Origin of the sequence: Halobacillus naozhouensis (genome assembly GCF_029714185.1) — a bacterium.
Classification (GTDB): domain Bacteria; phylum Bacillota; class Bacilli; order Bacillales; family Halobacillaceae; genus Halobacillus_A; species Halobacillus_A naozhouensis.
On the sequence record NZ_CP121671.1, the window covers coordinates 2788504 to 2814017 of the forward strand.

At 36.4% G+C, this 25514-nt stretch carries 29 protein-coding genes and 1 pseudogene; 5 read left to right on the forward strand and 25 right to left on the reverse strand.

The window, feature by feature from the left end; all coding sequences use genetic code 11:
• Nucleotides 1-98: 98 nt before the first annotated feature.
• The 5 genes and pseudogenes from P9989_RS14620 to P9989_RS14640 all read right to left on the reverse strand — a co-directional run bounded on the left by P9989_RS14620 (nucleotide 99) and on the right by P9989_RS14640 (nucleotide 4531).
• Entirely contained in the window at nucleotides 99-1514 is a 1416-nt protein-coding gene (locus P9989_RS14620; RefSeq protein WP_283075607.1) for a bifunctional metallophosphatase/5'-nucleotidase, read from the reverse strand.
• Nucleotides 1515-1525: 11 nt separating this feature from the next.
• Nucleotides 1526-2338 (reverse strand): sulfite exporter TauE/SafE family protein, encoded by an 813-nt coding sequence (locus P9989_RS14625; protein ID WP_283075608.1) that lies wholly within the window; start codon nucleotides 2336-2338, stop codon nucleotides 1526-1528.
• A gap of 1173 nt (nucleotides 2339-3511) precedes the next feature.
• Entirely contained in the window at nucleotides 3512-3727 is a 216-nt protein-coding gene (locus tag P9989_RS14630) for a hypothetical protein (RefSeq protein WP_283075609.1), read from the reverse strand.
• Between the two features lie 126 nt (nucleotides 3728-3853).
• A pseudogene (locus P9989_RS14635) lies at nucleotides 3854-4084 on the reverse strand (alpha/beta fold hydrolase); the annotation flags it as partial.
• Nucleotides 4085-4105: 21 nt separating this feature from the next.
• Nucleotides 4106-4531 carry a VOC family protein gene (locus P9989_RS14640; protein WP_283075610.1) on the reverse strand — a complete coding sequence of 142 codons (426 nt, stop codon included), beginning with the start codon at nucleotides 4529-4531 and terminating at the stop codon, nucleotides 4106-4108.
• 470 nt (nucleotides 4532-5001) lie between these two features.
• On the opposite strand from P9989_RS14640, the gene P9989_RS14645 reads away from it, so the two are divergent.
• On the forward strand, nucleotides 5002-6204 hold the full coding sequence (locus P9989_RS14645) for an IS110 family RNA-guided transposase (RefSeq protein WP_283075611.1): 1203 nt from the start codon (nucleotides 5002-5004) through the stop codon (nucleotides 6202-6204).
• A 518-nt stretch (nucleotides 6205-6722) separates the two neighbouring features.
• On the opposite strand, the gene P9989_RS14650 is transcribed toward P9989_RS14645, so the two are convergent.
• The 7 genes from P9989_RS14650 to P9989_RS14680 form a co-directional block, all read right to left on the reverse strand.
• A complete protein-coding gene (locus P9989_RS14650) occupies nucleotides 6723-7193 on the reverse strand; it encodes a hypothetical protein (protein ID WP_283075612.1) in 471 nt (156 codons plus the stop codon).
• 213 nt (nucleotides 7194-7406) lie between these two features.
• A complete protein-coding gene (locus P9989_RS14655; protein ID WP_283075613.1) occupies nucleotides 7407-7943 on the reverse strand; it encodes a nucleoside/nucleotide kinase family protein in 537 nt (178 codons plus the stop codon).
• A gap of 62 nt (nucleotides 7944-8005) precedes the next feature.
• Nucleotides 8006-8842 carry an aminoglycoside 6-adenylyltransferase gene (locus P9989_RS14660; protein ID WP_283075614.1) on the reverse strand — a complete coding sequence of 279 codons (837 nt, stop codon included), beginning with the start codon at nucleotides 8840-8842 and terminating at the stop codon, nucleotides 8006-8008.
• 256 nt (nucleotides 8843-9098) lie between these two features.
• On the reverse strand, nucleotides 9099-10913 hold the full coding sequence (ltrA, locus tag P9989_RS14665) for a group II intron reverse transcriptase/maturase (protein WP_283075615.1): 1815 nt from the start codon (nucleotides 10911-10913) through the stop codon (nucleotides 9099-9101).
• Nucleotides 10914-11677: 764 nt separating this feature from the next.
• Nucleotides 11678-12490 (reverse strand): undecaprenyl-diphosphate phosphatase, encoded by an 813-nt coding sequence (locus P9989_RS14670; RefSeq protein ID WP_283075616.1) that lies wholly within the window; start codon nucleotides 12488-12490, stop codon nucleotides 11678-11680.
• Nucleotides 12491-12878: 388 nt separating this feature from the next.
• A complete protein-coding gene (locus P9989_RS14675) occupies nucleotides 12879-13163 on the reverse strand; it encodes a hypothetical protein (protein WP_283075617.1) in 285 nt (94 codons plus the stop codon).
• Between the two features lie 167 nt (nucleotides 13164-13330).
• Nucleotides 13331-13651 (reverse strand): hypothetical protein, encoded by a 321-nt coding sequence (locus P9989_RS14680; RefSeq protein ID WP_283075618.1) that lies wholly within the window; start codon nucleotides 13649-13651, stop codon nucleotides 13331-13333.
• Between the two features lie 336 nt (nucleotides 13652-13987).
• Between P9989_RS14680 and P9989_RS14685 the strand changes: the two genes are divergently transcribed.
• The 4 genes from P9989_RS14685 to P9989_RS14695 all read left to right on the forward strand — a co-directional run bounded on the left by P9989_RS14685 (nucleotide 13988) and on the right by P9989_RS14695 (nucleotide 16235).
• Complete coding sequence (locus P9989_RS14685; protein WP_283075619.1) at nucleotides 13988-14200, forward strand: helix-turn-helix transcriptional regulator; 213 nt, start codon at nucleotides 13988-13990, stop codon at nucleotides 14198-14200.
• A gap of 2 nt (nucleotides 14201-14202) precedes the next feature.
• The gene (locus P9989_RS14690; protein WP_283075620.1) at nucleotides 14203-14625 is read left to right on the forward strand and encodes a hypothetical protein; all 423 of its coding nucleotides are present in this window, start codon (nucleotides 14203-14205) and stop codon (nucleotides 14623-14625) included.
• Nucleotides 14625-15182 carry an ABC transporter permease subunit gene (locus P9989_RS21715; RefSeq protein WP_390305340.1) on the forward strand — a complete coding sequence of 186 codons (558 nt, stop codon included), beginning with the start codon at nucleotides 14625-14627 and terminating at the stop codon, nucleotides 15180-15182. The genes P9989_RS14690 and P9989_RS21715 overlap by 1 nt, the downstream gene beginning before the upstream one ends.
• A gap of 126 nt (nucleotides 15183-15308) precedes the next feature.
• A complete protein-coding gene (locus tag P9989_RS14695) occupies nucleotides 15309-16235 on the forward strand; it encodes an ABC transporter ATP-binding protein (protein WP_283075621.1) in 927 nt (308 codons plus the stop codon).
• An 88-nt stretch (nucleotides 16236-16323) separates the two neighbouring features.
• Here P9989_RS14695 and P9989_RS14700 read toward each other — a convergent pair whose 3' ends face one another.
• The 13 genes from P9989_RS14700 to P9989_RS14760 form a co-directional block, all read right to left on the reverse strand.
• Nucleotides 16324-16590 (reverse strand): hypothetical protein, encoded by a 267-nt coding sequence (locus P9989_RS14700; protein WP_283078940.1) that lies wholly within the window; start codon nucleotides 16588-16590, stop codon nucleotides 16324-16326.
• Nucleotides 16591-16653: 63 nt separating this feature from the next.
• Nucleotides 16654-17022 carry a hypothetical protein gene (locus tag P9989_RS14705; RefSeq protein ID WP_283075622.1) on the reverse strand — a complete coding sequence of 123 codons (369 nt, stop codon included), beginning with the start codon at nucleotides 17020-17022 and terminating at the stop codon, nucleotides 16654-16656.
• Between the two features lie 15 nt (nucleotides 17023-17037).
• Complete coding sequence (locus tag P9989_RS14710; protein ID WP_390305336.1) at nucleotides 17038-17259, reverse strand: helix-turn-helix transcriptional regulator; 222 nt, start codon at nucleotides 17257-17259, stop codon at nucleotides 17038-17040.
• Between the two features lie 248 nt (nucleotides 17260-17507).
• Entirely contained in the window at nucleotides 17508-18383 is an 876-nt protein-coding gene (locus P9989_RS14715; RefSeq protein ID WP_283075623.1) for an alpha/beta fold hydrolase, read from the reverse strand.
• A gap of 295 nt (nucleotides 18384-18678) precedes the next feature.
• On the reverse strand, nucleotides 18679-19437 hold the full coding sequence (locus P9989_RS14720) for an alpha/beta hydrolase (RefSeq protein ID WP_283075624.1): 759 nt from the start codon (nucleotides 19435-19437) through the stop codon (nucleotides 18679-18681).
• Nucleotides 19438-19470: 33 nt separating this feature from the next.
• A complete protein-coding gene (locus tag P9989_RS14725) occupies nucleotides 19471-19791 on the reverse strand; it encodes a hypothetical protein (RefSeq protein ID WP_283075625.1) in 321 nt (106 codons plus the stop codon).
• A gap of 201 nt (nucleotides 19792-19992) precedes the next feature.
• Nucleotides 19993-20394, reverse strand: a complete 402-nt coding sequence (locus P9989_RS14730; protein WP_283075626.1) for a hypothetical protein — start codon at nucleotides 20392-20394, stop codon at nucleotides 19993-19995.
• Nucleotides 20395-20622: 228 nt separating this feature from the next.
• On the reverse strand, nucleotides 20623-20895 hold the full coding sequence (locus tag P9989_RS14735) for a hypothetical protein (RefSeq protein ID WP_283075627.1): 273 nt from the start codon (nucleotides 20893-20895) through the stop codon (nucleotides 20623-20625).
• Nucleotides 20896-21138: 243 nt separating this feature from the next.
• The gene (locus P9989_RS14740; RefSeq protein WP_283075628.1) at nucleotides 21139-21306 is read right to left on the reverse strand and encodes a hypothetical protein; all 168 of its coding nucleotides are present in this window, start codon (nucleotides 21304-21306) and stop codon (nucleotides 21139-21141) included.
• A gap of 102 nt (nucleotides 21307-21408) precedes the next feature.
• The gene (locus tag P9989_RS14745; protein WP_283075629.1) at nucleotides 21409-22452 is read right to left on the reverse strand and encodes a DUF4030 domain-containing protein; all 1044 of its coding nucleotides are present in this window, start codon (nucleotides 22450-22452) and stop codon (nucleotides 21409-21411) included.
• The gene (locus P9989_RS14750) at nucleotides 22442-22990 is read right to left on the reverse strand and encodes a sigma-70 family RNA polymerase sigma factor (RefSeq protein ID WP_283075630.1); all 549 of its coding nucleotides are present in this window, start codon (nucleotides 22988-22990) and stop codon (nucleotides 22442-22444) included. Before P9989_RS14750 ends, P9989_RS14745 begins: the two co-directional genes overlap by 11 nt.
• Nucleotides 22991-24000: 1010 nt before the next feature.
• Nucleotides 24001-24210 (reverse strand): hypothetical protein, encoded by a 210-nt coding sequence (locus P9989_RS14755; protein ID WP_283075631.1) that lies wholly within the window; start codon nucleotides 24208-24210, stop codon nucleotides 24001-24003.
• A 183-nt stretch (nucleotides 24211-24393) separates the two neighbouring features.
• The gene (locus P9989_RS14760) at nucleotides 24394-24750 is read right to left on the reverse strand and encodes a hypothetical protein (protein ID WP_283075632.1); all 357 of its coding nucleotides are present in this window, start codon (nucleotides 24748-24750) and stop codon (nucleotides 24394-24396) included.
• Nucleotides 24751-25514 lie beyond the last annotated feature (764 nt).

Here is a 25514-nt window from a genome sequence, read left to right on the forward strand (position 1 = left end):
CAACCCCTCCTGCACTATCTATATGTCGGTGAGGAGGGGTTTAAGCATCCTGTTAGAAAGTTGTTTCACATTTTGTGATCCATGCTTCTGATAGCAAGTTAGAAGTTAGCACCTCTGTTCTCATTACACAATGACCGTAGAGACTGTGCAAGAACATCGCGCAGCAGCTCTGGCATATAATATCTTTTATTTTTAGCATAGGCGATCTCAGGAAAAAGTCTGCCAAACGTAAACGTGTCAGCAGTGGCCAGTGTATAAGCTCTCTCCTGGTCAATCGCCTTGCCGTTCATACGCACATCACGGACGTGGAATTCACCATCAGAACCTTCTTCGGTTTCTATTTCCACCCCTGAAAACACCATTTTACCAATCACCTCTCCTCTAAACCCTAAGCCTTTCAAACGAATTTCCGTCAGTTTTTTTGTATGAGCAACACGTATCACTTCCAATAGTTCGTCACCAAAAAGCTCAACTTTACATGGATTCATTGGGTGAGGGCAAATTCTATGAATGTCCTCCAGCGTAATTTCCCCAGGATGAATATGGTCCAATAATACACCCGAATTCAGCATAGCAAGATCTGCATCAGTCCAATCCTGCATACCTTTGGTAAACTGTTTCATAAGCGGTGTTTCCTTGAACCAGGCAACTTTTAAAGGCCGCTCGATGCTCGCTAAAGGGGTTTGCAAATGTTCAATTGCATGGCGTCTCTTATCTTCTACCTGACTCGTCACTATGTTATCTTTCTTCATATGTTCTGTAGGGACAGCGTAAGCTTCCTTGTTACTTATCGAATGCGTTTCATGATCCCATTCAATTAACACTTCACCTAAATGAGTTCCGTGCTTACCAACGGCTGTTAGAAGGGATTCATTCGTTATCTCACCATTTTGAAAGAGGTGATGCGTATGTCCTCCTATAATAATATCAACACCCCGATAACGTCTGGCAATCTCTTCATCATCATACATCCCAAGATGAGATAGAAGGACAACGATATCTGCTTGTTTCTGAACCTCTTCCAAAAGCTTGTCCAACACATCGAAAGGTGAAGCAATTGACCAGCCCAGCAGTCTGTAAAACGTCTCAAAAGGAGCCGTAAGTCCTACCACACCGACCCTAACGCCGTGCTTTGATCGAACTACTTTGTAAGGTTTTAACCAATAAGGCTGATTATTTTTTTGAGATTGTAAATTAGCACAAACCACATCGAAATCGGCTTTATCATATAAAGAATATAGATCATCATAAGATAAGGTGATTCCTTCGTTATTTCCTAAGTTTGCAAAACTATAGCCTGCTTCGTTAAGAAGTTCAACATTGCCTTTTCCCATCAACCCTTCCGTTAATGGATGAAATCGATCAACATGATCCCCATTGTCCAGCAGCCAATAGCTCTCCTCATTTATATCGTGCAGCTTTTTTCGTTGATTAAAATGACCTATAATTTGAGGCCAATTCTCAAAGTGGCTATGCAAATCACTGGTATAATATAAAAAGATTTTTTCCTTCATCATCAGTCTCCTTATCCAATCCCTTGCCAGATTAGTCGTATGCCAGCCATGATAAGTAAAATGCGAAGAAACCATTCCACCGCCTGTCCATTAACTTTTCGGTTAATAAATGCTCCGCACATCCCGCCCAAATAGGCACCAGGGATAAAATAAAGGGCCCGAGCCCAATCAACGTGCCCTAGATAAATATGTGTAGTCGTATTGGTTATACTTGATATAAATATAATGAACATAGAGGTAGCGGTTGCGATATGAGGTGGAAATCGAAAAAGCAGGATCAAAGCTGGAACGAAAAGCGAACCTCCCCCTATCCCAAGCAGCCCTGATAATACACCTATTGTAAAAGATAAGAGAAATCCATAACCAAATGGAAACGTATAGGAATACTTTTCTCCATTAAGTTCTACAATCCTTTTCTTGCCCTTTAATGCAATTTTATTTGATGGCTTTCGCGGAAGAAAAAATAATAAGGATACAACAATCATGACACTTCCAAACAATAAGGCAAAGTGATCTGTTTGAAAAAATTGAATAAGCCATGACCCTAATATACCGCCAGGAATGCTTCCAATTAGTAAGAGGAATCCTGCCTTTAGGTCCACTCGTCTATGCTTAATATAGGATAGCGTTGAAGAGAGCCCCGTAAAAACCATCACAACTAAAGAGATTCCTACAACCTTCTCTGGAGTGACCCATGTAAACAAGTGATTATGATCACTTAGAAAAAGAAGCGCAGGTACCAATATAACTCCGCCACCCAGCCCTGCTATACTACCTGTCAATGCTGTTATAAATCCAATAAGTAAAGCAATGATAATAAACATGAATAACCTTCTATCTGTATTAGAGATAATATTATAGTATCACGTTTTCTATGACGAAAACATGACTAGAATGCAATACCTTCTAGTCTTTCCTCATTCTTCATGAATTAAAAAACCGTACAGATGGAGATCATCTGTACGGCATAGATTCGATATTTACTTATCCAATAGAACCTTCCATCTCGAATTTGAATAATGTTGAATCTTCATCTGTATCTTATATTTGCAAAAATACTTACCTCAAGCGATTTTCGAAAAAAATGCTTTTTCATAAAATCAAACTTCTCCAATCTAGGGGGGCACAAACAGGGCATAAAAAATACTACGTTAAATCGAAATCACTGGTTCAGAGTTAAAGAGGTTTTTTTCGCTAACTGTTTAAAATCTAATTACATAAATGAGAGTGAGTACGGCTCTTCTTCGCGTTTAAGACTACACTTCCGAATTTCTTCACCCGAATAATTTCGCCTAGTTTCTTTCAAACGATTTCATTAACATATAAATAGGAAGAAATTAATTTCCAGTATGAATAAAGTTACCTCCTTTTATCAGCTAAAAGTCATATTTATCCGTTGATAAATGCGGCTGTTTAAAAAATTAGTTGTTTTAATGAAGGCTTGATGGTTTTAGACGTATTAAACCATGTAAAGATTACTCTTATTGTTATCGAACTAAACGGCCAAAAGAGACACTCGTTCTTATTGAACACTTGCGCCCGTTTCTTTAATAGGATTAAAAGAAAATAATTGATCCAAAATAAATAAAGCTCATAACAAAAAACACAGTCAGAAAAGTAATTAATCCATTAGGTAACTTTTCGTAAAAATAAATTAAAGCCAAGCCTATATTCAACATTCAACAGTTCAAATTTTATAAAAAGTAGTGATAAAAATAAATATAGCAATAACACAACCAAGTAAAGCATAAAGTTTTTTATTTTTAGAGAAGTCTTCAATAGCTCTAATTAAGACTATACCTCCTAGTAAATAAAATATAATTTCTGCTAAAAGAAAATTAATAAAGTTCCTTTACGGTTTTGCCAAGCTGGTAACATGTTTAACCTATCCTTAAATATCTTGCCACATTAAAAATTAACTATATTTTGTTAATCTATGGGGCGTTAATCGATTTATTTATTGGAATAGTTTCTTTTTATTACTTTTTTGTTGGTTTTCAGTGTAACTCAATACTGTTCACCTCTCTTTTCTTCCTAAATTTCCCAATTATGGGTGGGATATAAATTATAGATGCACCGAGAAAAATGCCTGCTTTAGTTAAATGGTTCCATATCGTATCAGAGTAGGTGCTGCCATTTAATAGGGCATCCGCATACATAAATAAAATTATAAGGATGAATCCAATCCAAATATGAATTTTGTATTTTTTCATTATAATATAACTCCCTATTCCGAGAAATCATTCATTTAATTATCTGGTCCTTATATGTAAGATTGGCGCTTATTCAAGGTAAGCGCCCTATTGCGGAAGACTTGAAATCAAGATTCCTTAGTAGAACTAAACTGATGAACGCTTTTTCGAAAGTTCATGTTGAACCCTTTCGAGCCAATTGCCTATTAACGCTTCAAATACATTAGACTGTTCAATCTGAAGGTTATGACCTGCCATATCGAGTGTGGCGAAGGTCGCTCTTGGAAAATAATCAATCAACTTCCATGCATCTTTATACCCAACAACACTCTCCTGCCGCCCCGTAATGATTAATACTGGATATTCCAATGGTAAAGAATCCTTATTTCGGCTGGCAACTTACCCTTCATACGCTTGTTCTAAAGTATTTATATCAATTTTTTTCATCTCATACAGTGCCTTCATCACTCTTTCTGATTTCTCAGGATCGGGGTCACTTACCATTTCGGTCAAGTTGGCAGGATTAATTTTCCACGACACGCCATACTTATCTTTTAGCCAACCGCAGTTTTGAGCCTTTTCATCTCCGCCTTCGGAGAGTTTTTCCCAAAAATAGTCCAGTTCATCTTGCGTGTCGCAATGGACAATAAATGATATCGCCTCAGTAAAATTGAATTGAGGACCGCCATTTAATGCTACGAATTCTTGTCCTTCCAGCTGGAATTCCACAGTCATTACAGTTCCCTCTGATATCCCATCGATTTCTTCTATACCCTCCTTACGCTCCTTCCCGTAGCGAGTGATTTTTTGGATTTTGTTATTCATAATTTTTTCCTCCTTTTTATAATTCCATTTATCACATACGACTGACAAGGATTTCTTCTCGATTGCTAAAAATCTTTATTACTCCACAATCTGGCCCAACTGATGATCAAAATTATTCCGCATCCGCGCCCATATTGTTGAAAGGAAGCAAAAAAGCCCTATAATGCATAAAAGACGCAATTCCTTATTAAGGAAATGCGCCCTCGTATATTATTATTAGTCAGATTTCTTCTGGCTTTTAATCCTCTATACCTTTTATCAAAAGGTATAATGGGGATAAATCAGATAGAGGTTGTCGTTTTGCGCCCTTGAAGCATTGTCTTCGTGTTAAAGACTGACACCTCTTTCTTTATAGAACTATTCGTATGAGCTGGATGGTACGTCGTTGCCGTATATCGAACGAGGTTGAGTATCTATAAAGTTAAGAGGATTCCTTCCATCTGATTAATTTTATATGGGTGGTATCGTTTATGATTTATCTTGGAATTGATATTGGAAAACGTCATCACGAAGCTGGACTGATCAATGAAAAAGGGGATTCTATCGGAAAGACATTACGCTTTGCCAATACGAAAAAAGGCAGCGAAAAGCTTCTTAATTTCCTAAATCAACACCAGGTTACACCTGAAGACTGTGCTTGTGGTATGGAAGCCACAGGTCACTATTGGTTATCTCTCTTTTCTTTCCTTCATCAACTTGGATTTAAAGTGACGGCTTTTAATCCTATGCAGTCTGATGCACTACGCAACTTTTATATTCGTAAGACCAAAACGGATATTAAAGATGCGTACTTAATGGCCCAGGTTATTCGCATTGACTCTCCAGAAGCGACTCCTTTTGTTCGAGAAGACCTACTTGAACTCAGACACCTCGAGAGGCTTCGTTATGCCTTGGTAGATCAAAGCTCAGATGTTAAGCGTAAAATCATCGCTTTACTAGATCAGGTTTTTCCTGAATATGAACAAGTGTTTTCTGATGTTTTCGGGCTATCTTCCACAGAAATTCTTTTAAACTATACATTACCAGAAGATCTTTTAGACATTGATACAGATAAACTAGCAGATGTGCTCTACCGTGTCAGTAAAGGACGTTACGGGACTACAAGAGCTCGTTGGAAAGCTGAACACTTGAAAGAAAGCGCCCGGAATACCTTTGGTATTTCAATAGGTACAGATGCATTTAAGATGCAGATCCATCTCCTATTGGAACAAATAGCTCTTTTCGAAAAACAATTGGCTCAAATAGAAGAAGAGTTAAGTGAGCTCTCGAGTCGTCAACATCATTATTTAACCACCATAACAGGCGTGAGTGATGTCACAGCTGCAGTCATTTTAGGTGAAATTGGTTCAATTGATCGCTTCGAACAACCAAAACAATTAGTCGCCTTTGCAGGTCTGGATGCTACCGTGCACCAATCCGGTGAATTTAATGGCTCTAATACGAAGCTTTCAAAAAGAGGTTCGCCTTATCTTAGACGTGCTATATGGCAAGCAGCATTTGTGGCTAGCTTTAATGATCCTGCCCTATCCCTTTATTATCAAAAGTTACGAGATCGTGGGAAAGCTCACGGTACTGCAGTAGGGGCCGTAGCTCGTAAATTAACACACATCATATTTGCAATTTTGAGAGATCAAAAACCTTATGTGCCTCGCCCTCAAATCAATGATGATTAACAACTGTTTATTGCAGTTTTAATAATTACAAGGGTGAGGTTTATTTGGCATGCTTAATTTTATTACGATGAATTTAATAGAATAGTATGATTTAGTTCCTTGACATTTTATAGCTGGTCTTTAATAGAATAAAATGGTTACCTTTTATTTTTATCAAATTTGACCCAACCATAAAAGATAATTATAGCAATGATAGGAAGAAAAGAAGGTATCCAATGGTACTCTATTGGTAAAGGAAAAAATAGTATTCCTGATAGGATGATTACAGGAAGCACCCATATAAACCACATTCTTACACGTTTATTTTTAAAGCTCAGTTCGAATGCCTCCATTACTCATTCTCCCCTCAGTTTAAATACGAACATATCAATAAGAAGTTTCATAAAAGGTATAAAAGACAAACCCGTTTCTTTCTTGAAGTAACCTGCACCGATAGCTGTAAAAACAATAAGACGGACTGAACATAGGCAGCTAGTTATTCAATTTTTGCGCCCCTTATATGGAATAACCTACCTATATTAAAAATCTAATTTTAGCTTCTCTTTAATCTCATTTAATAAGTATTTATGCCTTTCCGTGGAAATAAGGGGTGCTTTCCTTGAAGAGTTAACCTTATCCTGTGTAAATATGAAGGTCCCATCATTTAGAGCATAAAAGACATATGGCACTTCTTCAGCTGACTTTAACTCTTTGGAAAAGCTAAACATATACGTGTTTTGGGATTTTAAAGTTCCAAATAAACTTTCTTTCTCTGCTTCTTGAACTTTTATTCCTTCCACCATATTTAAAATTTCCTTTATTTTGGCCCTTTCCGAAATCTTTTTGGTCATCTCTTCATTCGATGAACGGCCTTCTACTTTTTGCACGAAAAGAACTTCTGCAAAACTCTTGTTGTCTATTTTGATTACTTCGCCCGAATTTGAACAAGCACTTAATAAGCCAATTACAAAGAAGAATATGGATAATAACAAAGCAAAATTCTTTTTCATTCTTACTCCCCTTCATTGAAAACTAGTAGCAGTATTCCAGATAACTGCCCTTTAACTTAACAACGATTATTTCAAAATTCCATATTTGCCACAAGAAGTTACTCCATCATCTGGCCCTTAACTGTAAAAAGGACGCGTTATTCGATAAACGCGCCCCGTTTCATGAAGACTTGATTTCAAGGTAATATTAATAATCATCTTCTTTTGCCCCTATTACGGAAGTATTTGTAAAATAATGTTAACTATTTTATCAATCGGTAACGTTCCATCAATAATGAGATCGGAATTAGATTTTATAGTCTCCATTTCTAAATAGGCATCTCTACCATTATCCAAATAAAACTTTAAATCATTATGTATTTCAGAAGATGAGCTATTTTTGTGATCTCTTAAGAAACGCCTGGCCATTGCAACGTCTAGAGGAGTATCAATATATACCGATAAATTAATATAGCTTTTCATACTACGGTTCTTATATGCAAATGGGTAATCCAGTATTATGTATGATGGAGTTTCTTTAGTCTCTAATAAAGATCGAAAGTCTGAGATCAGAGGTTCTAAATCCCATTGATCATAATCAGGTTCCTCTTTGACCCATTCAATTAGATCCTTTGGTGAATTTTCGAATTCATAGTCATCAAAGAATAGTTTTTTAGAACCTTTTAACTTGGAACCCAATTCATTCGTTACAGCAGTTTTTCCTCCACCTGACACAGCTGCAATGGAAATCACATATGGCTTTGCATTCATCAAATCACCCCTTAACATCATTAACTTACTTAAAACTGCCCTTTAAAAGGGGGGATAGGCGGTCATATAACCATCTCTATTATCTTATTAACCCATGCAGAGTCTTCTTTGATTTCTAATTTATTACACAGAGACCTATGAACACTTTTAAACTCCATAACGATACTCTTCATAACATTGGTGATTTCCAAAGCATTCCTTCCGCATTCCCAACTCTTAAGAAAGGAATGTTGCCAATCTTCTAACTGACTCCTTTCCCCTTCATATTTTGCCCAATCACCAAAACCATTTGGTTGGAGCCCTTTATCCATATACCAAGCAATTGACATAGACAGACGTAAATGATCAATACAATTCAAAGCGTAATAATACTCTTCCCTCATAACTCTTCGGTATGCTTCATGTAAATAAGCAAAGAATTTCCTTCTCCAAAATTGAAATTCTTCAAATGTTGGTTCATAAGTTAAAGCCCTGGATTTATTTAGAATGTCAGCCATTAACTCATTAGTATCTTTTATTACTTTAATATGTTTCAGCCAATTTGAAGGTTGAATATCATTAGGCTCATAGTAAAAAGTATCAACCTTAACAAAACAATCATAGTGAACAACGGTGTAAATCGACAGAGGATTTGTATCTTCAAAAAATAAAATATTTCCCCATTTTTGAGGGCGAGTTTTTTTGTTAGAAATGTACTCCTTTATCTTTTCAGGCTTGACCACTACTCTAAGGTCGATATCGGAATATAGATCCGTATTCCCATTACCAATTGAACCACCATAAAAGAATGCTAAAACATGATCATCATTTAATAAATCACTTTCAATTGAGGATAAAAGTTTTTTTCGATAATCTGGTAATCGTAAATCTCTCTGTTCATATTTACTTACAAATCCCACACATTCAAACCACTCCCTATAATTGGTATATAAAATCATATTCGATATTTAATACATATCTCCTTCAGTTAAATTCCCTATAGCAGGAAAAGCAGCAAAACGGACTATATTTTGACAGTGGGTTATTCAACTTTTGTTAGCAATAGGTAAGCGTTTGAAGTTATCTCCGGCTTTTCCCCTGCTCCGCACCGAACGTGCTAGTTTCCCAGCATTCGGCGTTCCATCTAATGATATGTACTAAATTATAAGTTCCTTGTTACTCTTCGAGACTGGATCGCTTGATCCCTTCCATCCCACATACCTTTCGGTATTGGTTAATTTTATCTAGAATTCGTTGGTTTTGTGGAATCTTTTCAAGATAAAAATTGATTCGCTCGATATCTCTAATGTGTATGAGCCGGTGGACATCTTTATGGAGAATGCGGAGGTTTTGAAACTTATCCGTTCCTCCAAAACTCTTGGGTACATAATGATGACAATGAACATCTGAAGCATGTAAATACTCGCCTGTAATTTCACATTTACCCATCTTCATACTGTACCGACTTATTCGATTATCAAGATATTCTATACTCCGATTCGGTAGAGAAGCTTTCATTAAATAACCGACTTCTTGTTGTATATCCGGTCGTAACTTTTTATAAATTTGTTCTCTACCTCTCTTTGTGTAAAGCGAAAGCTTTGGACTGAAGTTCATCTTATGGAATGTTTTAACATTACCAATAGGAAAAAGGTACATCCCTCTAATGTTGATAGTCTTCGTTCCTAAGCTAAAGTTCTTCTTATAAAAAGGTGGTGGCTGAAAAGGATGTTCTAGTTTTCCAACCGGTCGAAGACGGTTCACTAGAAATGGTTTAAGATCGAAAGCAAGACGTGAGAACGCAAGGCTTACATGAGTCGCTCGTTTGAAGTAATGATGAATACCCAAAACGAAACTATTATAACGTTGAATATTTCCAGCAGAAGGGGAAGCTTTTATTGTTCGAATGAGCTTCTTAGCTTCCTGTTTGATTTTCCTTCTTTTTGAGGAAATGACCCCTGTATGGGCCACTCGTTTCTTCCCCTTTTTATTCGCACGAATGGTGAAACCTAAGAACTCTGATTCTCGTTTTCTCAAGTTTACAATTTGAGATTTCTCTGGAGAGATGTCCAACTTTAAACGCTCTTTGAGGTAAAGACGTACCGCATGGTACCACCGTTGAGCTGTCTTTCCATCTCGGCATAGAATTTTAAAATCATCGGCGTACCTAATCAAGTATCCTTGCTTCAAGTTTGTTTGTTTTCTAGCTCGCCTTTTAGCATCATCTGAACTGTAGGTTTTTGTAAGAGGAAAGACCTCCCATTGTCCTGCAACCCATTGATCTAAGTCATTTAGAACCACATTAGAGAGTAAAGGTGATAGAATACCACCTTGTGGTGATCCTTTCACAGGCACACCTTCTCCATCGATTTCGGACTTGATCATTTTAGCTATACAAGCGAGAACCTTTCGGTCTCGAATACCCATATTCCAAAGCTGTTTATTTAGTAATGAGTGATTCACATTATCAAAGAAACTTTTAATATCTACATCGACGACAAAATGAAATTGCGCTTGGTTAATTAAGTATTGTATCCTTGCCATAGCATGATGAGCAGACCGGAGAGGTCTGAACCCGTAACTATGTTTGAAGAATTGAGACTCAACAATCGGTTCGAGAACTTGTTTGAAGCTCTGTTGGATGATTCTATCCAAGATACATGGAATCCCAAGAGGTCTCCATTTACCGTTCTCTTTTTCAATCCATTCTCTTCGAACTTTCTTCGGGTGATAGTTTCTTAGTTTGGTTCTTACTTCGTTTACGAGATTGTTTTCCGATAGCTCTTTCATGTCATCGATGGTTTTTCCATCGGTACCTGGCGTTTTGGACCCTTTGTTGGTTTTAATCATGCGAAAAGCGAGCAGGATGTTTTCTCTCGAAATGATCGTGTCATAAAGATGAGAAAACTTGTATCCTTGACTCGCTTTTTCATGTAGGTCTGTAAACGTCTCCGTCATATGATAATAATCCCAGTTTCGCAACGTTGGCACTGTGGCATCCCTCCTTATGGAGTGATGTTCCCACGTTCCTACCCGATCGGTGCCATTCACTTACGGAAAATAATCGTTTCATTCATTAGACTTGGGGCTGTTCCTCCACTCCCATTACAGGAGATTCCAGTCACTCCCCTACCCTCACAAGGACAAATACTTTTCAGCATGGAGCTTTATAGCAACCGTTTCGGGTGACAGCCCTTGTTTCAACGTCCCTTGCTTTCCAAGTACCTTACAACGTAGCTTTCCATACTAAACATAGGTGCTTCCTTTAAGCCTGTGAGCTGGATACCGCCATGGTTCGGTATAGCGTATTTCAGAGGGCGCAGTTTTACTCCACACCACTCACGTCATCGTAAGATGACACGTAAGTTTCCCTACGTTGAAAATTTAGACCCTTACTTTCGGAGGTTCGTCAGTTCCTATCTCAAGGAACGATTCTCACCGTATCTAGTTTTTCAGCCGTGAGGCATATCCGTTGGCATACCTTTTCTTATTGAATGGCTACAGCCTTCGTTCTACCTAATCTACCTGTGCTTCATACCCTATAACCTATCAATTATAACGCATGCAGGAGTATTGACGGGATGGTTTCAGGAAACATGGATCCGTCATTCCCATCCTCCGTTGTAAAGTTGAAATTTAATTGTTTAAACTTCCTGCTTTTTCACGGCGAAAGGCGTTTATAGCAGAACTTGTCGCGCGCGCCCTATTCTTGAATAACACAACTACTATGGACTGAGATTTTTAAAAAAGGTTGGTTATGATATGAACAGTAGAACGAGTCCACCTACGATAAAACAGTAAAAGGAAAAATACTTCAGCTTACCCTGAGCCATTATGTTCATAAACCATTTTAGTGCTCCGTACGATGCGATTATAGAAGCGATAAAAGCAATTGTGTATAAAGCCCAGACTTGTGACAAACTCCTTTCTATGAGTGTGTCAATAGAAAGAATCATAGTTCCTAAGCTTACTGGGATGTATAAAAGGAAAGAAAAACGAAGGGCTGTTTCTTGTTTCATTCCTAATAACATAGCTGCGACAATCGTAGCCCCTGAACGGCTAATCCCCGGTATTAAAGCCACCCCTTGAGCTAACCCCACTAACAGAGCATCCTTCCAGGTGATACTTCCTTCATTTTTATTCCCTCTAAGATCTCGGATGATCCATAAAGCAAGACCTGTAATAAGCAACGTAACTCCAACAATCCACACTTCATTAAGTTCTGCTTCTATAAAATCCCCAAATAAAATTCCAAGTACACCTGCTGGAATTGTTCCGATTATTAAGTAAATAATAAAGTAAAAGTCATCCTTCAGTTTGGAATCTCTCGATAAAATATATCCTATTCCATTCTGTATTAATCTCATAATATCGTTACGATAAATTATTAGCACAGCGATCAACGATCCAAAGTTTACCAGGATTAGGAAGTCTAACCCTTCATTTTTCATATCAATCAATTCTTGAAGAATAACAAGATGGCCACTGGATGAAATGGGAATAGGTTCCGTAAAACCTTGAAATAACCCTAAAAATAAATACGTTAATAATAACCATAAATCTTGCATTGCAATTTCCCCTTAGTTCATATTGCTAGCTCTATTCTTTTTGTTTTTGTACCCCCGTATTTTTATTTTCTATCTTTAAAGGTAATAAAGACCACAAAGGAAAATAATAAGAATATAACAATACCAACACCTAGCAATACGTTAATAATCAATTCAATAAAAATCACCCTAACTAATCCTACTTAATTATGTAATAAGTCACTCTTCCTTATTTAACCAGCACTTTATCTTAATAACAATTATTTCAAATCCTTATCAATTGCACAATACGTTACTCCAGAATATGGCCCTTAAATGTAAAAAGGACGCGTTATTCAATTAAACGCGACCCGTTTGCGAAGTAAATAGGTAAACTAAAAGATTTACCTTAGCTTCCACATATGTAATTTTATGGACCACTACCCACTAAAAATATAAAAACACCTGGTGTCACAAACGTTACGATAAATACTATTAAGCATGGTACATTGATCATCTTGTTTTTTAAATCTTTTGCCACATAGATTTCTCTTGAAGCAAGTATTATTCCAGCCAATGAAGTAGCACTGATAAACATAACTATTGCAAAAAAAATTGCAGCAAAATCATCATTTGGATATAAAAACACTAATACAGCGACTGCAATTAAAATTAAACAAGTAAGTAATACAGAATATTTAGTCGGTTTTCTCACTACCTTCTCTCCCCTCCCTTATAAGATTTTCCTACAGATTAAAATATGAAAACAACTTCAATTTAACACGTAATGGGAATTATAAACAATTATTTCTTTTAAATCCTTATTCAATTATCTGGCCCTATTCAAAAGGACGCGTTATTCGATAAACGCGCCCGATTGTTTTACAATGCGCCCCTATCCCGATATAAAAACAACGTAAGTGAATTTAACAAAATGGTAACAATGACAAGTACTGTTGAAGCAACAGCTACACCACGCATTGTATCCCCCAGAGCAGCCCAGTCTTCAATTTTTACCAAGTGAAGGTTATAAAAAATTTGTAAACATATTGCGATAGCGCAAGCGCTGAAACTGATAATAGAAAGACCAATCCATTTCATATTCTTCTGTTTTTTATCTCCCGCAAGATTAATAATAGGAATTATCCAAGCTATTAACCCAAGTATCAAACTGCCGACGTTAAGCCAACCAGCATCAATCATATTTCATCCCACCTTCATTTTTTTCTTTCTAAATTTCTCCTCAACAAAATGGACCTTTTCATGAAAACTTGTTTAAAACGACCTCCCGTTTTTGCACCCGATAATTGATCAACAGAAATATGAAAAATGTCCCCAAAACTGCTCGCCAAATAATTCATACCATATATACTTCTAAAAAGTATCATCCCTCTTAGAAGTATGGAACAACCTCATTAAACGAGTAATTGTTTCCATATAAATATGGAAAATTTTAAATGTAACGTTTACATTACATTACCCCTCGTATATAATTGAATTATGTAAGGTGCACATTACAATTCAGGAAGGTCGTTAACGATGAAACATGGAGTACGTAATGACGTAAAAGATTTTAGAAAAGAAATGGGTTTCACTCAGGATCAATTGGCCGAAAAGATCCTCGTTACCAGACAAACGATTATTGCTATAGAAAAGCAACGTTATGAACCATCCATTGGAACAGCCATTAAATTAGCTACTGTACTAGATTGCTCTTTAGAGAATTTATTTTGGATCGAAGGAGAGGAATGAAAATGAACGTAACCTATAGAACAAACTTCCTGTTGAAAATGGGGATTCCGTTATTTTTATTTTATATGTATTTTTTTCAGTCTCACTCTACAATGACTTTAGTTGCTGCTATTATAGCCACGATTCACTATGGCTCATTTGGGGTTGATATTCATAGAAAAGGAAACTGGACCAAGGTCAATCTTGAGCATGATCAGCGCACCCGTTCTAATGCTCACTTTGCCGGATACATTACCTATTGGGTTGTGATTATTTCGCTATTCATCGGAGGTACACTTGTGCTGCACACAGATATACCTCTTACTTTTCCTAATCTCATCGCCTATACTATTCTAGCTAGTTTCATTTTAAGGTGGATTATACGTGACTATCTTAATAATCGTGAGGACATAGAAGATGCCCTCCCGTTAAAGGGAGAAAAATAATGTGGGCGATTTGCGCAAGAGAGTGTAAAGAATTATTTAAAGGCATCCGTCCTATCATTATCATTGGAATATTATTAGGTGTGTCCTATCTATCTGCTCGGTTAGCTAGCGTCTTTCCTGGAAATATTGAAGGAGTTACAAAGCAAGATATCTACACGACCGGTTTGTCGGTTTCTATCTTTTTCTTTGGGTTGCTTTTTGTGTTTACATTGTCTCACAGCACCATTAATAGAGAAGTTGAGTCACGTACAATGCGATTTCTAGTAACTAAAACATCTCGGAATAACATTCTATTTGGTAAATTACTAGGAATCATTCTGTTCTGGTTCATCATTGTGACAGTGTGCTTAATCGTAACCACCTTTTTCTCTAAGTCCCTCCATTACATGATGTTATTGGAGTGTATGGTTTTTTTATTCTATTGCATTAGCGCAGCTGTTTTGCTTTCCCATGTTAGTGTCCAGACCAGGTCAATCCATGTTTCTTGGAATAGCGCTTTCCTTGCTTCTTCCTGGTTTATCCTTATGGGCTATTATGTCAGAAAAATTTTATATTAATTGGTTTAAATATCTAACACCCTATCACTATTTTGCATTCGATTTACCGTTAAAGCTTGCTCCTCTATTACTGGCCATGGTGTTATCGTTTCTATCCCTGTACATCTTTAAGAGGAGAGATTTCTAATGACAATCATTCAAACAAACAATCTATCTAAATCGTTCAAGAACCAACAAGTTGTTCGTTCTATTTCTTTGGAAGTAAATAAAGGTGAGATATTTGGTTTTCTAGGCCGTAATGGAGCTGGGAAAACAACGTTTATTAATATACTTACGGGAATCATGCTTCCTACATCCGGTGAATTTCGTTTGTTAAATTATGAGGGAGATCTTGATGAAGTAAAATCTAAAATTGGCGTCCTACCTGACTACTCTTCTTTTTATAACAATCTTAGTGCAAAGAAACATTTGAAGTACTTTTCCAGGATTTCTGGAATTAAAGTTTCCGACTCTAAAATTCATGAAACATTGAGCCTGGTTGGACTCGCAGAACACCAAAATAAAAAAGTAGGAAAGTTTTCTTTTGGAATGAAGAAAAAGTTAGGTATTGCTCAGGCTATTGTCCATGACCCGGAACTCCTTTTTCTAGATGAGCCGACTTCTGGGATTGATGCCGAAGCCGTTATTCAAATTCAACAGCTTATTAAGGAGTTAAACAGCCGAGGCAAGACTATTTTCATGACTTCTCATAATTTAGATGAGGTAGAAAAGATCTGTACGAATATTGCGATCATGAAAGAGGGTGAGATTTTCACTCAGGGTTCAATGGACGAATTGAGGAAATCCTACCAATCGACCTTAACCATTCGGGTCAAATTAGCTCCTGATATAACAGCGACCCATAAAAAGCAGATTGAACAGAACCTTTCTAAAGAGACTTATAAATACGAATGGGATCAAAACTTTTTTGTTACGGAAGTTTTTGCAGAGGAAGATATCCCAATACTTCTTAACTCCCTTATAACACAAGGGATTAACATTTACGCAGTGAACGTTATTGAACCGTCGTTAGAGGAAATATTTCTCGAACAACGTGTTAAATTGATGGATTAAATTCACCTAAAATACACCTAAGGGCGCAATACTTATTCCAGAATTGCGCCCGATTGTAAAAGGTATCAACAAATTTTAATAGAGTAAATTAAAAAAGGAATAAAAATATTAAAAGGTTTGCTACCATTAAGACTGAAGCAAAAATAGTTGATTTTTGCAATGCTTGTTTAGATATAAAACTCCAAAACCCCATTATTAAGGAAGCTATCCCTAATATTAAAATCAAGTAATACATAGCCTGAAACAAGGATTGATTGTCAGTACCAAATCCAACGAAGAAAAATGCGACAATTGAGAGCGTTACAAATGCACTTAATATTAAGAAAATATAGCTTTTCCATAGGTCCTTGGTCATCACATAGCCTCCCCCTTCAATTGATAACCCAATTTCTGGAATAATTCAATTCCTAATTTTCATCTATTTTTTCTTAATTATTGCAGGGCCTATAAAAATACAGACAGCAAAGGTAGCCAAAAGATAGTAAAAAATGTACCTAACTTCAATTAACTCTTGATTTAAAAACTGATCGCGGACAAACAAATATATGAAAAGCAAGAAATTTGATAGCCCAAAAACCGCAACTAAAAATTTTCGGTAACTAAATTCAACCCTTTCGTCCGATTCCACAACACCCTCGGCATCTCTTCTCCTCTTTAGCCATTCGGCGATACTAATGCCAAAACCCAGTCCTATAAGTAATCCCCATTGTATCGCACCCACGATCAAACTCACTATGCCTACACCAACAATTCCACCAGCAAGCATTGTGATGTATCTATTATTCATTATCTCACCTTCTTTTTAGTTTTCTATCCAAAACAATTCGTCTAAAGAGGTATCTAAATATTTACTTATTTGCAAGCATAACTGAATAGTTGGATTGTATTTTTGAGCTTCAATCAAATTCATTGTTTGCCTTGTTACGCCAACCTTTTTAGCAAACTCACTTTGTGTGAGTCCCCCCTTTTCAATACGAACAATCTTTACTTTATTTTTTACAGTGATTCCTCTCAGTTCAACCACCTCGATCCAATTACATTACACTTACATCGTAACATATACTAGTCAATAGTAAAATATATATTACAAAGGTAATATATAAACCAACCCTATGTGAAAGGTGAGGTTGTTATATGCAGTTCCTATCCCAAGATGCCTTGCTCCGCAATCTGGCCCTTTCATAAATAACAATCCTTACTCCAGATTTGCGCCCCGTTTGGTGAAGACTTGATTTCAAGTTATTTAAAGATGTTTGATGTTTTGGTGAGATTTTATCCCATCCTTTTATAAAGGAAGTAACTTTTCAAATTAATTTTCCAGTTCAGAATTTCAGTTGCTACTCTTTCTGGAGAATCCCAACGAACATTATGTTTTGTATTTTCTATCCCTATAACTTTCACCTTTTTTAACGCGTTCTTAATTTTTTCGATTCCTTTTTGTCGCGAGTTATCATAATTTGGCAATGTGGAATAGAATAATAAAACCGGACATTCAATGTTTTTGTAAGTAGTTGAGCACGGTTCTGAATAGAATGCTTGGATTGTTGCTAAAAGGCTGTAACGATCAGCTCTCAGAATATAGTGATCATTACTTTTGATAAAATTAGAGGAGATAATAGAATCAAGTTTCTTATTCCAAGGCTTTGTCGTGTACTCTTGGTATGTATTGACTATCTCATCCCAAGAGCTATATTTGCTTGACTCTATATATTCCGACCAACCTGAAAGCGCTTTCCCTTTTGTCAAGCCCTCAGCCATTTCAGGAAATACATACCCTCCATCTATTAAGACTAGTCCTTCTATTTTATCGGGAAACTCTTTTGCCGTATGTAGCGCCAGGTCAGCCCCCCAAGAATGACCCAGAATGTAAAAAGTACTATTTACTAATGTATGTATTACTCGGTAAATACGTTTCGCAAGTGAGGTGAACCGGTAATCTCTTTCTAATTTTAATGGATTGGTTTCTCCATGGCCTGGGAGATCTAAAATAATTATGTGAAAATCTTCAAATAGATACTCTCTTAGTTCCAGAAAACTATTCGAGTCCCCTGTCATTCCATGAAGACAAACGAGTGAAGGCAATCTGTTGTCTCCGAACTCATATGCTTTAAAAGAGTGGTTATCCACCATTACGTTAAATTCTTTCACTTTAATCCTCCAATCTTATATTCAGCAATCTACTCTACATATTAATTTGCAAGACAGTCATACGTTTTTCATTTGTAACGTGGGTGATACTGAGTTTTGTAAACGCCCCGCGATTGTTTAAGATTTGAATTCAAGATATGTGGATTTATTGTTCCATTTGTGTACTGGCAAGAATGGAGTCTACAGCTATCTCTATAACTTCAGGCTTTTCAAGATGAACACTATGCCCAGATCCTTCGGCTAAAATATATTTAGTGTGAGAGTTTAGCTTAGTTTGATTGCGGATTAACGATTGTCATATGTGTTCTATTTCCTCGGCTTCTGCCTTATGTAACCCTTCACTTTCTACCATTTCTATAATTGATGCCTTTGGATCCCTACCTATAACTAAAGTAGGGGTATCAGGAAATATGCGCTGATTAGTTTCCCTACCGGACAAGAGATCATATTCAAGCTCTTCACTTAGAGATTCGAACATGGATGGGTTACTCATAAATTCCTCTACTTCTATGTGTCTGCTGCTTGGTAATAATTTTTTGAGTTCAATAATCCAATCTTTCATCTCCACTTGTAAATCGTCTTTTGAAAGACCGGAATACGTTTTGCATTTTTCTATCCAAGTTTCCGTACTATTTCCATCCTCTCCGTCGATCTCAACTTCATCTAGTTTATAAGCATCATATGAAGTTGAGTCGACTAAAATAAACCCACTAGCCACGTTTGGATACTCCTGAGCAAATTGCTGAAGAATGAGCCCTCCATAAGAATGGCCTAATAATATAGGAGAAGTGATACTAAGCTTCTTAATCAGAGCATTAAGATCCTTTGCGTTCTCCTTACAATTTCTTGGTATTATCCCCTTATCACTTCGACCGCAGCTAGCTCTATTGTAAACAATCACTCTTGCGTGTCTGGAAAGATTTTCACATAAAGTTTCCCATTCAAATAAAGAGCTTATCATACCTGGTTGAATAATTATTGTCCTACCATATCCTTTCATCCATACCTCTAGTTTTTTGTCACCAATATTGACGAGTGTCTTAATTAAAATCACCTCCTATTTACTTCAGATAAGCGCCCGATTGTTTTACAATGCGCCCCTATCCCGATATAAAAACAACGTAAGTGCATTTAATAAAATGGTAACAATGACAAGTAATATTGAAGCAACAGCTACACCACGCATTGTATCCCCCAGAGCAGCCCAGTCTTCAATTTTTACCAAGTGAAGGTTATAAAAAATTTGTAAACATATTGCGATAGCGCAAGCGCTGAAACTGATAATAGAAAGAGCAATCCATTTCATATTCTTCTGTTTTTTATCTCCCGCAAGATTAATAATAGGAATTATCCAAGCTACTAATCCAAGTACCAAACTGCCGACGTTAAGCCAACCAGCATCAATCATATTTCATCCCACCTTCATTTTTTCTTTCTAAATTTCTCCTCAACAAAATGGCCCTATACATTAAGAAAAGCGCAATCCTTTGCTCGAGAATTGCGCCCGTTTGTTTAGCAAGCTAAACTAAAAAAACTATGTTTTGAATTATTTGTTTAAGTTATGTTCGTTCAAAAATCCTTATTGTTTCTACAGGATCGTTAACGGCAATTACATTTTAGAGATTCCACTAGCGAGAACGCTAAACAAGAAGCTTATGGTTGTTAAACCAGCAACAGGTATGGCAAAACCTTTGTTATTTTTAAATTCATAAGCAGCAACAATTACTCCCGCCACACATAACACCAACCATACAGGAATAAATATTAGCTCTGCTATGTTTGTCGGTAATAAAGCGTAAGAACCAGTTAAAAAAAGCAACCAATTAATAACCAACAGCCCCAAAACACCTAATGAAATTTTTCGAGGGGCTGGCCCCTTCTCATTTCTTTTAACAGCCAAAAAAGCTGGAACAACAAACGTTAAAATTACAATCGCTCCTACAAATACTCCAAATATTAATGAAAATGTGATTACCATCACTCCTTTGGATTTGATGACATGAATGCACATTCATTTTAACACAAAATGGAAATAAAATTCCCTCTTTCTTTTAAATTCTTATTCAATTATCTGGCCCCATACATTAAGAAAAGCGCAATCTTTTGCTCCAGAATTGCGCCCGATTGCTTAATACTGTCTTAGGATGTATAGGTCACGGGGATGGGGGAAAGACGACTAATGAGTTATTCGGGTAGGTTCGAAATGGTTGGCTTAAAATAAGTGGGTCAAATAATTTTCTTATTCCCATAGCATATGAAAAATCAAAGGCACTAAGCAAAATATGAGCATACCAAATGCCATTATTCCTACAGTTTGAACAATGTATGGGTCGTTATAAGTGAAAAATCCAGCAGTAAATCCATACAAAAAACCTAAACCTGAGACAATCAAATTAACTATTAATAATGATGAATAGCTAGACTTTTCCCTACGTAATTTATAGTAACCCAGACCCGCAATCATCACGAGAGCGTTAATGAGAAAACCATAAAATATAACCAACACAATCATTAACCCCACACCTTTCATTTGAAAACTAAACACTTCGATATTAACACAAATTGGAAACTAAAACTCCATTTTCATTAATTCTTATTAAACAATCTGACCCGACACATTAATAAAAGCGCAATCCTTTGTTTCAGAATTGCGCCCGTTTCATGAAGACTTGATTTCAAGATAATATTAACAACGATCTTACTCTTCCGCCCCCTATCAAGGAAGATCGCTCTGTCACTTTCAAAGTTCAAAAAATCAGACAAAACTTAGTATGATAGTTATTGTTAAACTTTGAACAAGCAAAATAGTTATCGTTTTCCCTCCAAGTACCTCGCCTTTATTAACAATCAATCTGTGTCCTGTAAAATTAATAATTAGCACAACAGTTAAAGTGAAAATGAAAGTTATGATTGCACCATCCATTAATATTCCCCCTCGAATATATTATTGCGCCGACTGTTTTAATATATTTCTCCAAACCAATTGGATAGTCGCATGTAACCAGACAGGCGACTATCCAAACTTTTATTTGATTTCCTTTTTATCTTTACTTAATACTTTCACATTATAACGAGCGTCACGAATAGCTTCTGTCTCCTCATCACTTTGGATAAGCAAATCAATTTCCGAGCTAATTTCCTGTGCAATCTGCTGGGCATCGGGATCACCTTCATTTAAAGATGTTTTGACCGTTATCTGAAGAGGATAGGGGTGAAACGAGTAAGCAAAACCTGTTACAGGCAAGTTCTTAGCTTCCATCAACGCACTAGCAATATGACCGAGCGCTCCTGTTTTTGCCCATTGTTTCTCTTGCTCCCGTGCGATTTTCTGCACTTGTCGAACATCCAGCTTATATTCATCTCCATAGACCTGGGCCTCTTCTTTCATTATTTCCTTTAATTGGTCTAAGCGATCTTCCGTTTCAGGTACAATGACGTTCATGAAAATACCTTCTATATCATTGATCCGAACGGAGATTGGAAACATTAACTCATACCCTTCCGCCTTCAAACGTTTTGTTAATGTAGCCTGTAGTGCTTCACTATCTCGCATATCCTGCTCAATCTCTTCTTTGCTTCGTTCGGCTTGGATCTCTTTTTCTTTAAAAGGAACAACCGTCACTTCATAACCGGTTAGACCTGCTTCTCCAAGTTGAGTTTGTATCTGATCTGAAAGGTTCTTTTCGTTTCCAGACAATCCAGTAAAAGCGACTTTCAATTCTTTCTTTTCCAAACGAAGCTGAAGGTTTCCGATCTTCAATCCGTTTTCTTTTGCAATAATCTTAACCTGATCTGAGATGTTTTCCATCTGATCCAACCGTTGTTCCTCTTCCTTTATAAACTGGCTAATATACGGGATTTTTGCGACGACATTTTCCATTGCCGGCATAAATAGCGCACTCCCCAACAGTATTACGACTAAGGCTGCAGCCGTTAAACTGCTTAAAAGGAGCATTCGGGGCTTTCCCTTACGAGGCGGGGTGTCTAGCTGACTCAATACCTTTTGCTGATGACTCTCCTTAAATTTCATCTGATTCATCTTTTCTGGGTAGCTCCATTTATTCTTCAAGGATCATTCCCCCTTCGATATGATGTCTTAAGCTTTTTCGAGCGCGATGAAGCCTGCTTTTAACCGTATTTGGGTTCACCTGTAAAACACAGGCAATCTCATTTACGGATAAATTCTCGTAGTAATAAAAGATAACCACTTCACGCAGCTTCACCGAAAGCTTTAACACCTTCTTAAAAAGTAAATCATTCTCTTCTCGCTGCACAACTTGAGAAGACACGGAATCCATACTTCGATCATTTCCTGGTCTTACTACCGATCGAGGGATTAAATTCCGAAATGGCCAACTCCTAACGTAATCCTTGCAGTAATTCACTGTAATTCGATACAACCACGTCCGGTAGGAAGAGCGTTCCTCGAAAGTATGAAGGGATTGATAACACTTAATAAATATTTCCTGCGAAAGATCTTCGGCTAACTGCCTTTCCTTCACATATGTAAATGCAACACGAAGCACCATGTCCCCGTACTCTTCCATTAAATCCACTAATATCTCTCGTGTAGACTGATGTTCTTGCTTTTCTCGCTTGTCATGCATATCCTCCCACCCCCTTTTACATCTCGTTAGACGAAACTCGAGTGCTTCCCGTTCCCTAATAAATTGATAAAATCAAGGTACTTATTTTAACGTTTAGATTCTACAAAAAAGACGCTCCTCTGTAACTAGCATCTAGCTAGATAAGGTCTTCAGTTTTATTCCATTTAACGTCCTTTACATAAGTCAGGCGCTTGTTCCTTAATCAAGGAAAGCGCCCGTTTGTTGAACATTCCCTAGACTAAATTCACTCTTTTTTCTTCCTAACTTTCCTAATTATGGGTGGAATATAAATTATAGATGCACCGAGAAAAATGCCTACTTTTGTTAAATGGTTCCATATTGTATCAGAGTAGGTGCTCCCATTTAATAGGGCATCCACATACATAAATAAGATTATAAGGATGAACCCAATCCAAATATGAATTCTGTATTTTTTCATTATAAAACAACCCCCTATTCCGAGAAATCATTCATTTAATTATCTGGCCCTCATATGTAAGATTGGCGCTTACCTTTTCAAGATAAGCGCCCGTTTAATGAAGATCAATTTATTGATTTAAAGCAATAGAATTGCTGATATTTTTGGTTTTCCACATATGTATATTTTAATGAGACTAATTGATTTGATTTCCTTTCTTTTTATAAAAATAAAAACAATTAAATACACTGGATAAAGCTACAGCAAGCCATAGCCACTTTAAATCATAGTGATTGTTAAAAGAAATAATACAATTGGTTACTAGTAAAATAACTGCGATTATCGAAATTATAAACCTAGTTTTATTAGACAATCTCTCACCACCCAAAAAAGTAAATAGTTTTCCAGTTAAAGGATAACATAAATATATTGCGGTTAACATTTTTAACCAAACTGCTGTTTATTTGGTTGAAAGGGAAAAAACATAGCTAATGTTCCGATAAAGCGCCCTTTTTTATTCAACAATATGGCCCTTAAATTAAAAAAGGACACGTTATTCGATAAACGCGCTCCTTTAATTGAATTAGGACTTTCAAATTGCCTCATATAAATAGGCAATAAATAAAATACATAAAATAACCGTCACAAATTTTTTGTGTTTTTTTAAACTAATATATGTAAAACCAGCTATTGCAACCATCGTTAATGAGGAGAATATGAAATCAAACCATTTTTCTTCTATGAAAAAGGTATCAATTGTATCAAATATCCAGAATAGAATTAGGGCATAAAGGTAAACCATATTTGATTGATCTTTTTTCTTTTGACCCATTTTAAAATTTCAACTCCAATTTCTAAAAAATCTTGAGCAATGAGGACGACTTTCTACTGTAACAATCGCTCCCCTATAACGGAACATTGAATATGTAGCAATCATTTTCTGCGTCTTTGGCACAATAAGCGATTAATATTGGTAATGGTATTTTCATAACTCATTTCTAGTATTTACTCGGTGGGCCAACATTACAATGATACCTATAGGAACTCCAAAAACAATATACATAGCCAAAATAGGGATTATACCCTCAATTGCCATAGTGTTATTTAGAAGGGCAATTGTAAATAAAAATATAGTTACAAAAGTAAAGAACAAGCCCAATCCTTTTCTTTTCCTCCGAAATGCAGATATTCCACATGCCAGCATAACCACAATTATAAATCCTAATATACCTTGTATAAATGGCAGTAATAGTATGTCTTCGTTATGTGTTATCAGAGCATAACTTGAAAAAAGTATCGTAATTACTCCAATAATAATTTGAAAAAGTATATTTTTTAACAAATGTATCCCAACCCCGTCATTATATTTTGTTAAAGTAACTTACTCTTTAGCTTAATAACAATTATTTCAAATTCTCATCAACTTCACAATTACTTTATGGCCAAAAGGACGCGTTATTCGATAAACGCGCCCGTTTGCTTAACAGCATGTTATTCAAAATTCTTTCTCATTACTATTCTGTCATCGTTTATTAAGTAGTTTTTTTGTAAAACCGTTCTTCGTTCTTCCTAGGCCCCCATTTGATGGTAGGAGGTAAGCGCTTGAAACCTTTTTATTATTGGGGTAGTACCAACTTTTTGTCACATTACTCACGCTAATCCATTTATTTACAAACTGACGGCTTTAATAGCGTAGATCTCGCATTCTACGCTAAAATCTTGATTTAAAAATCACAGAAATAAGTACCCTTATGATTCTCAGAAGGTACTATCACATTAAAAGTTTTGCGTAGAAATATGAAATTATATCTTAGCGTTGTAAAAATCGTATTTTTATTGAAGATTCTGTCTAAGCGTGAGTATTACGTTAAAATGTTGGCGATACCCCAACTGTGAGCTTATTTTTAAAAAAGTAATCCATATAACTTAGCCATAGGATGGGATTATTCCCCATACTATGTCCTATTTTTACACTTATCTCGGAGTCTCCCCATATGCGAAAGATAGTGCTGATCTTATTGAATAAAAAACGGTTGGATGGAAGAACCACCACAAGCAGATGACCGTAACAAGTTGATCAAACAAAAAGGTGAATAAGGAGTTTAA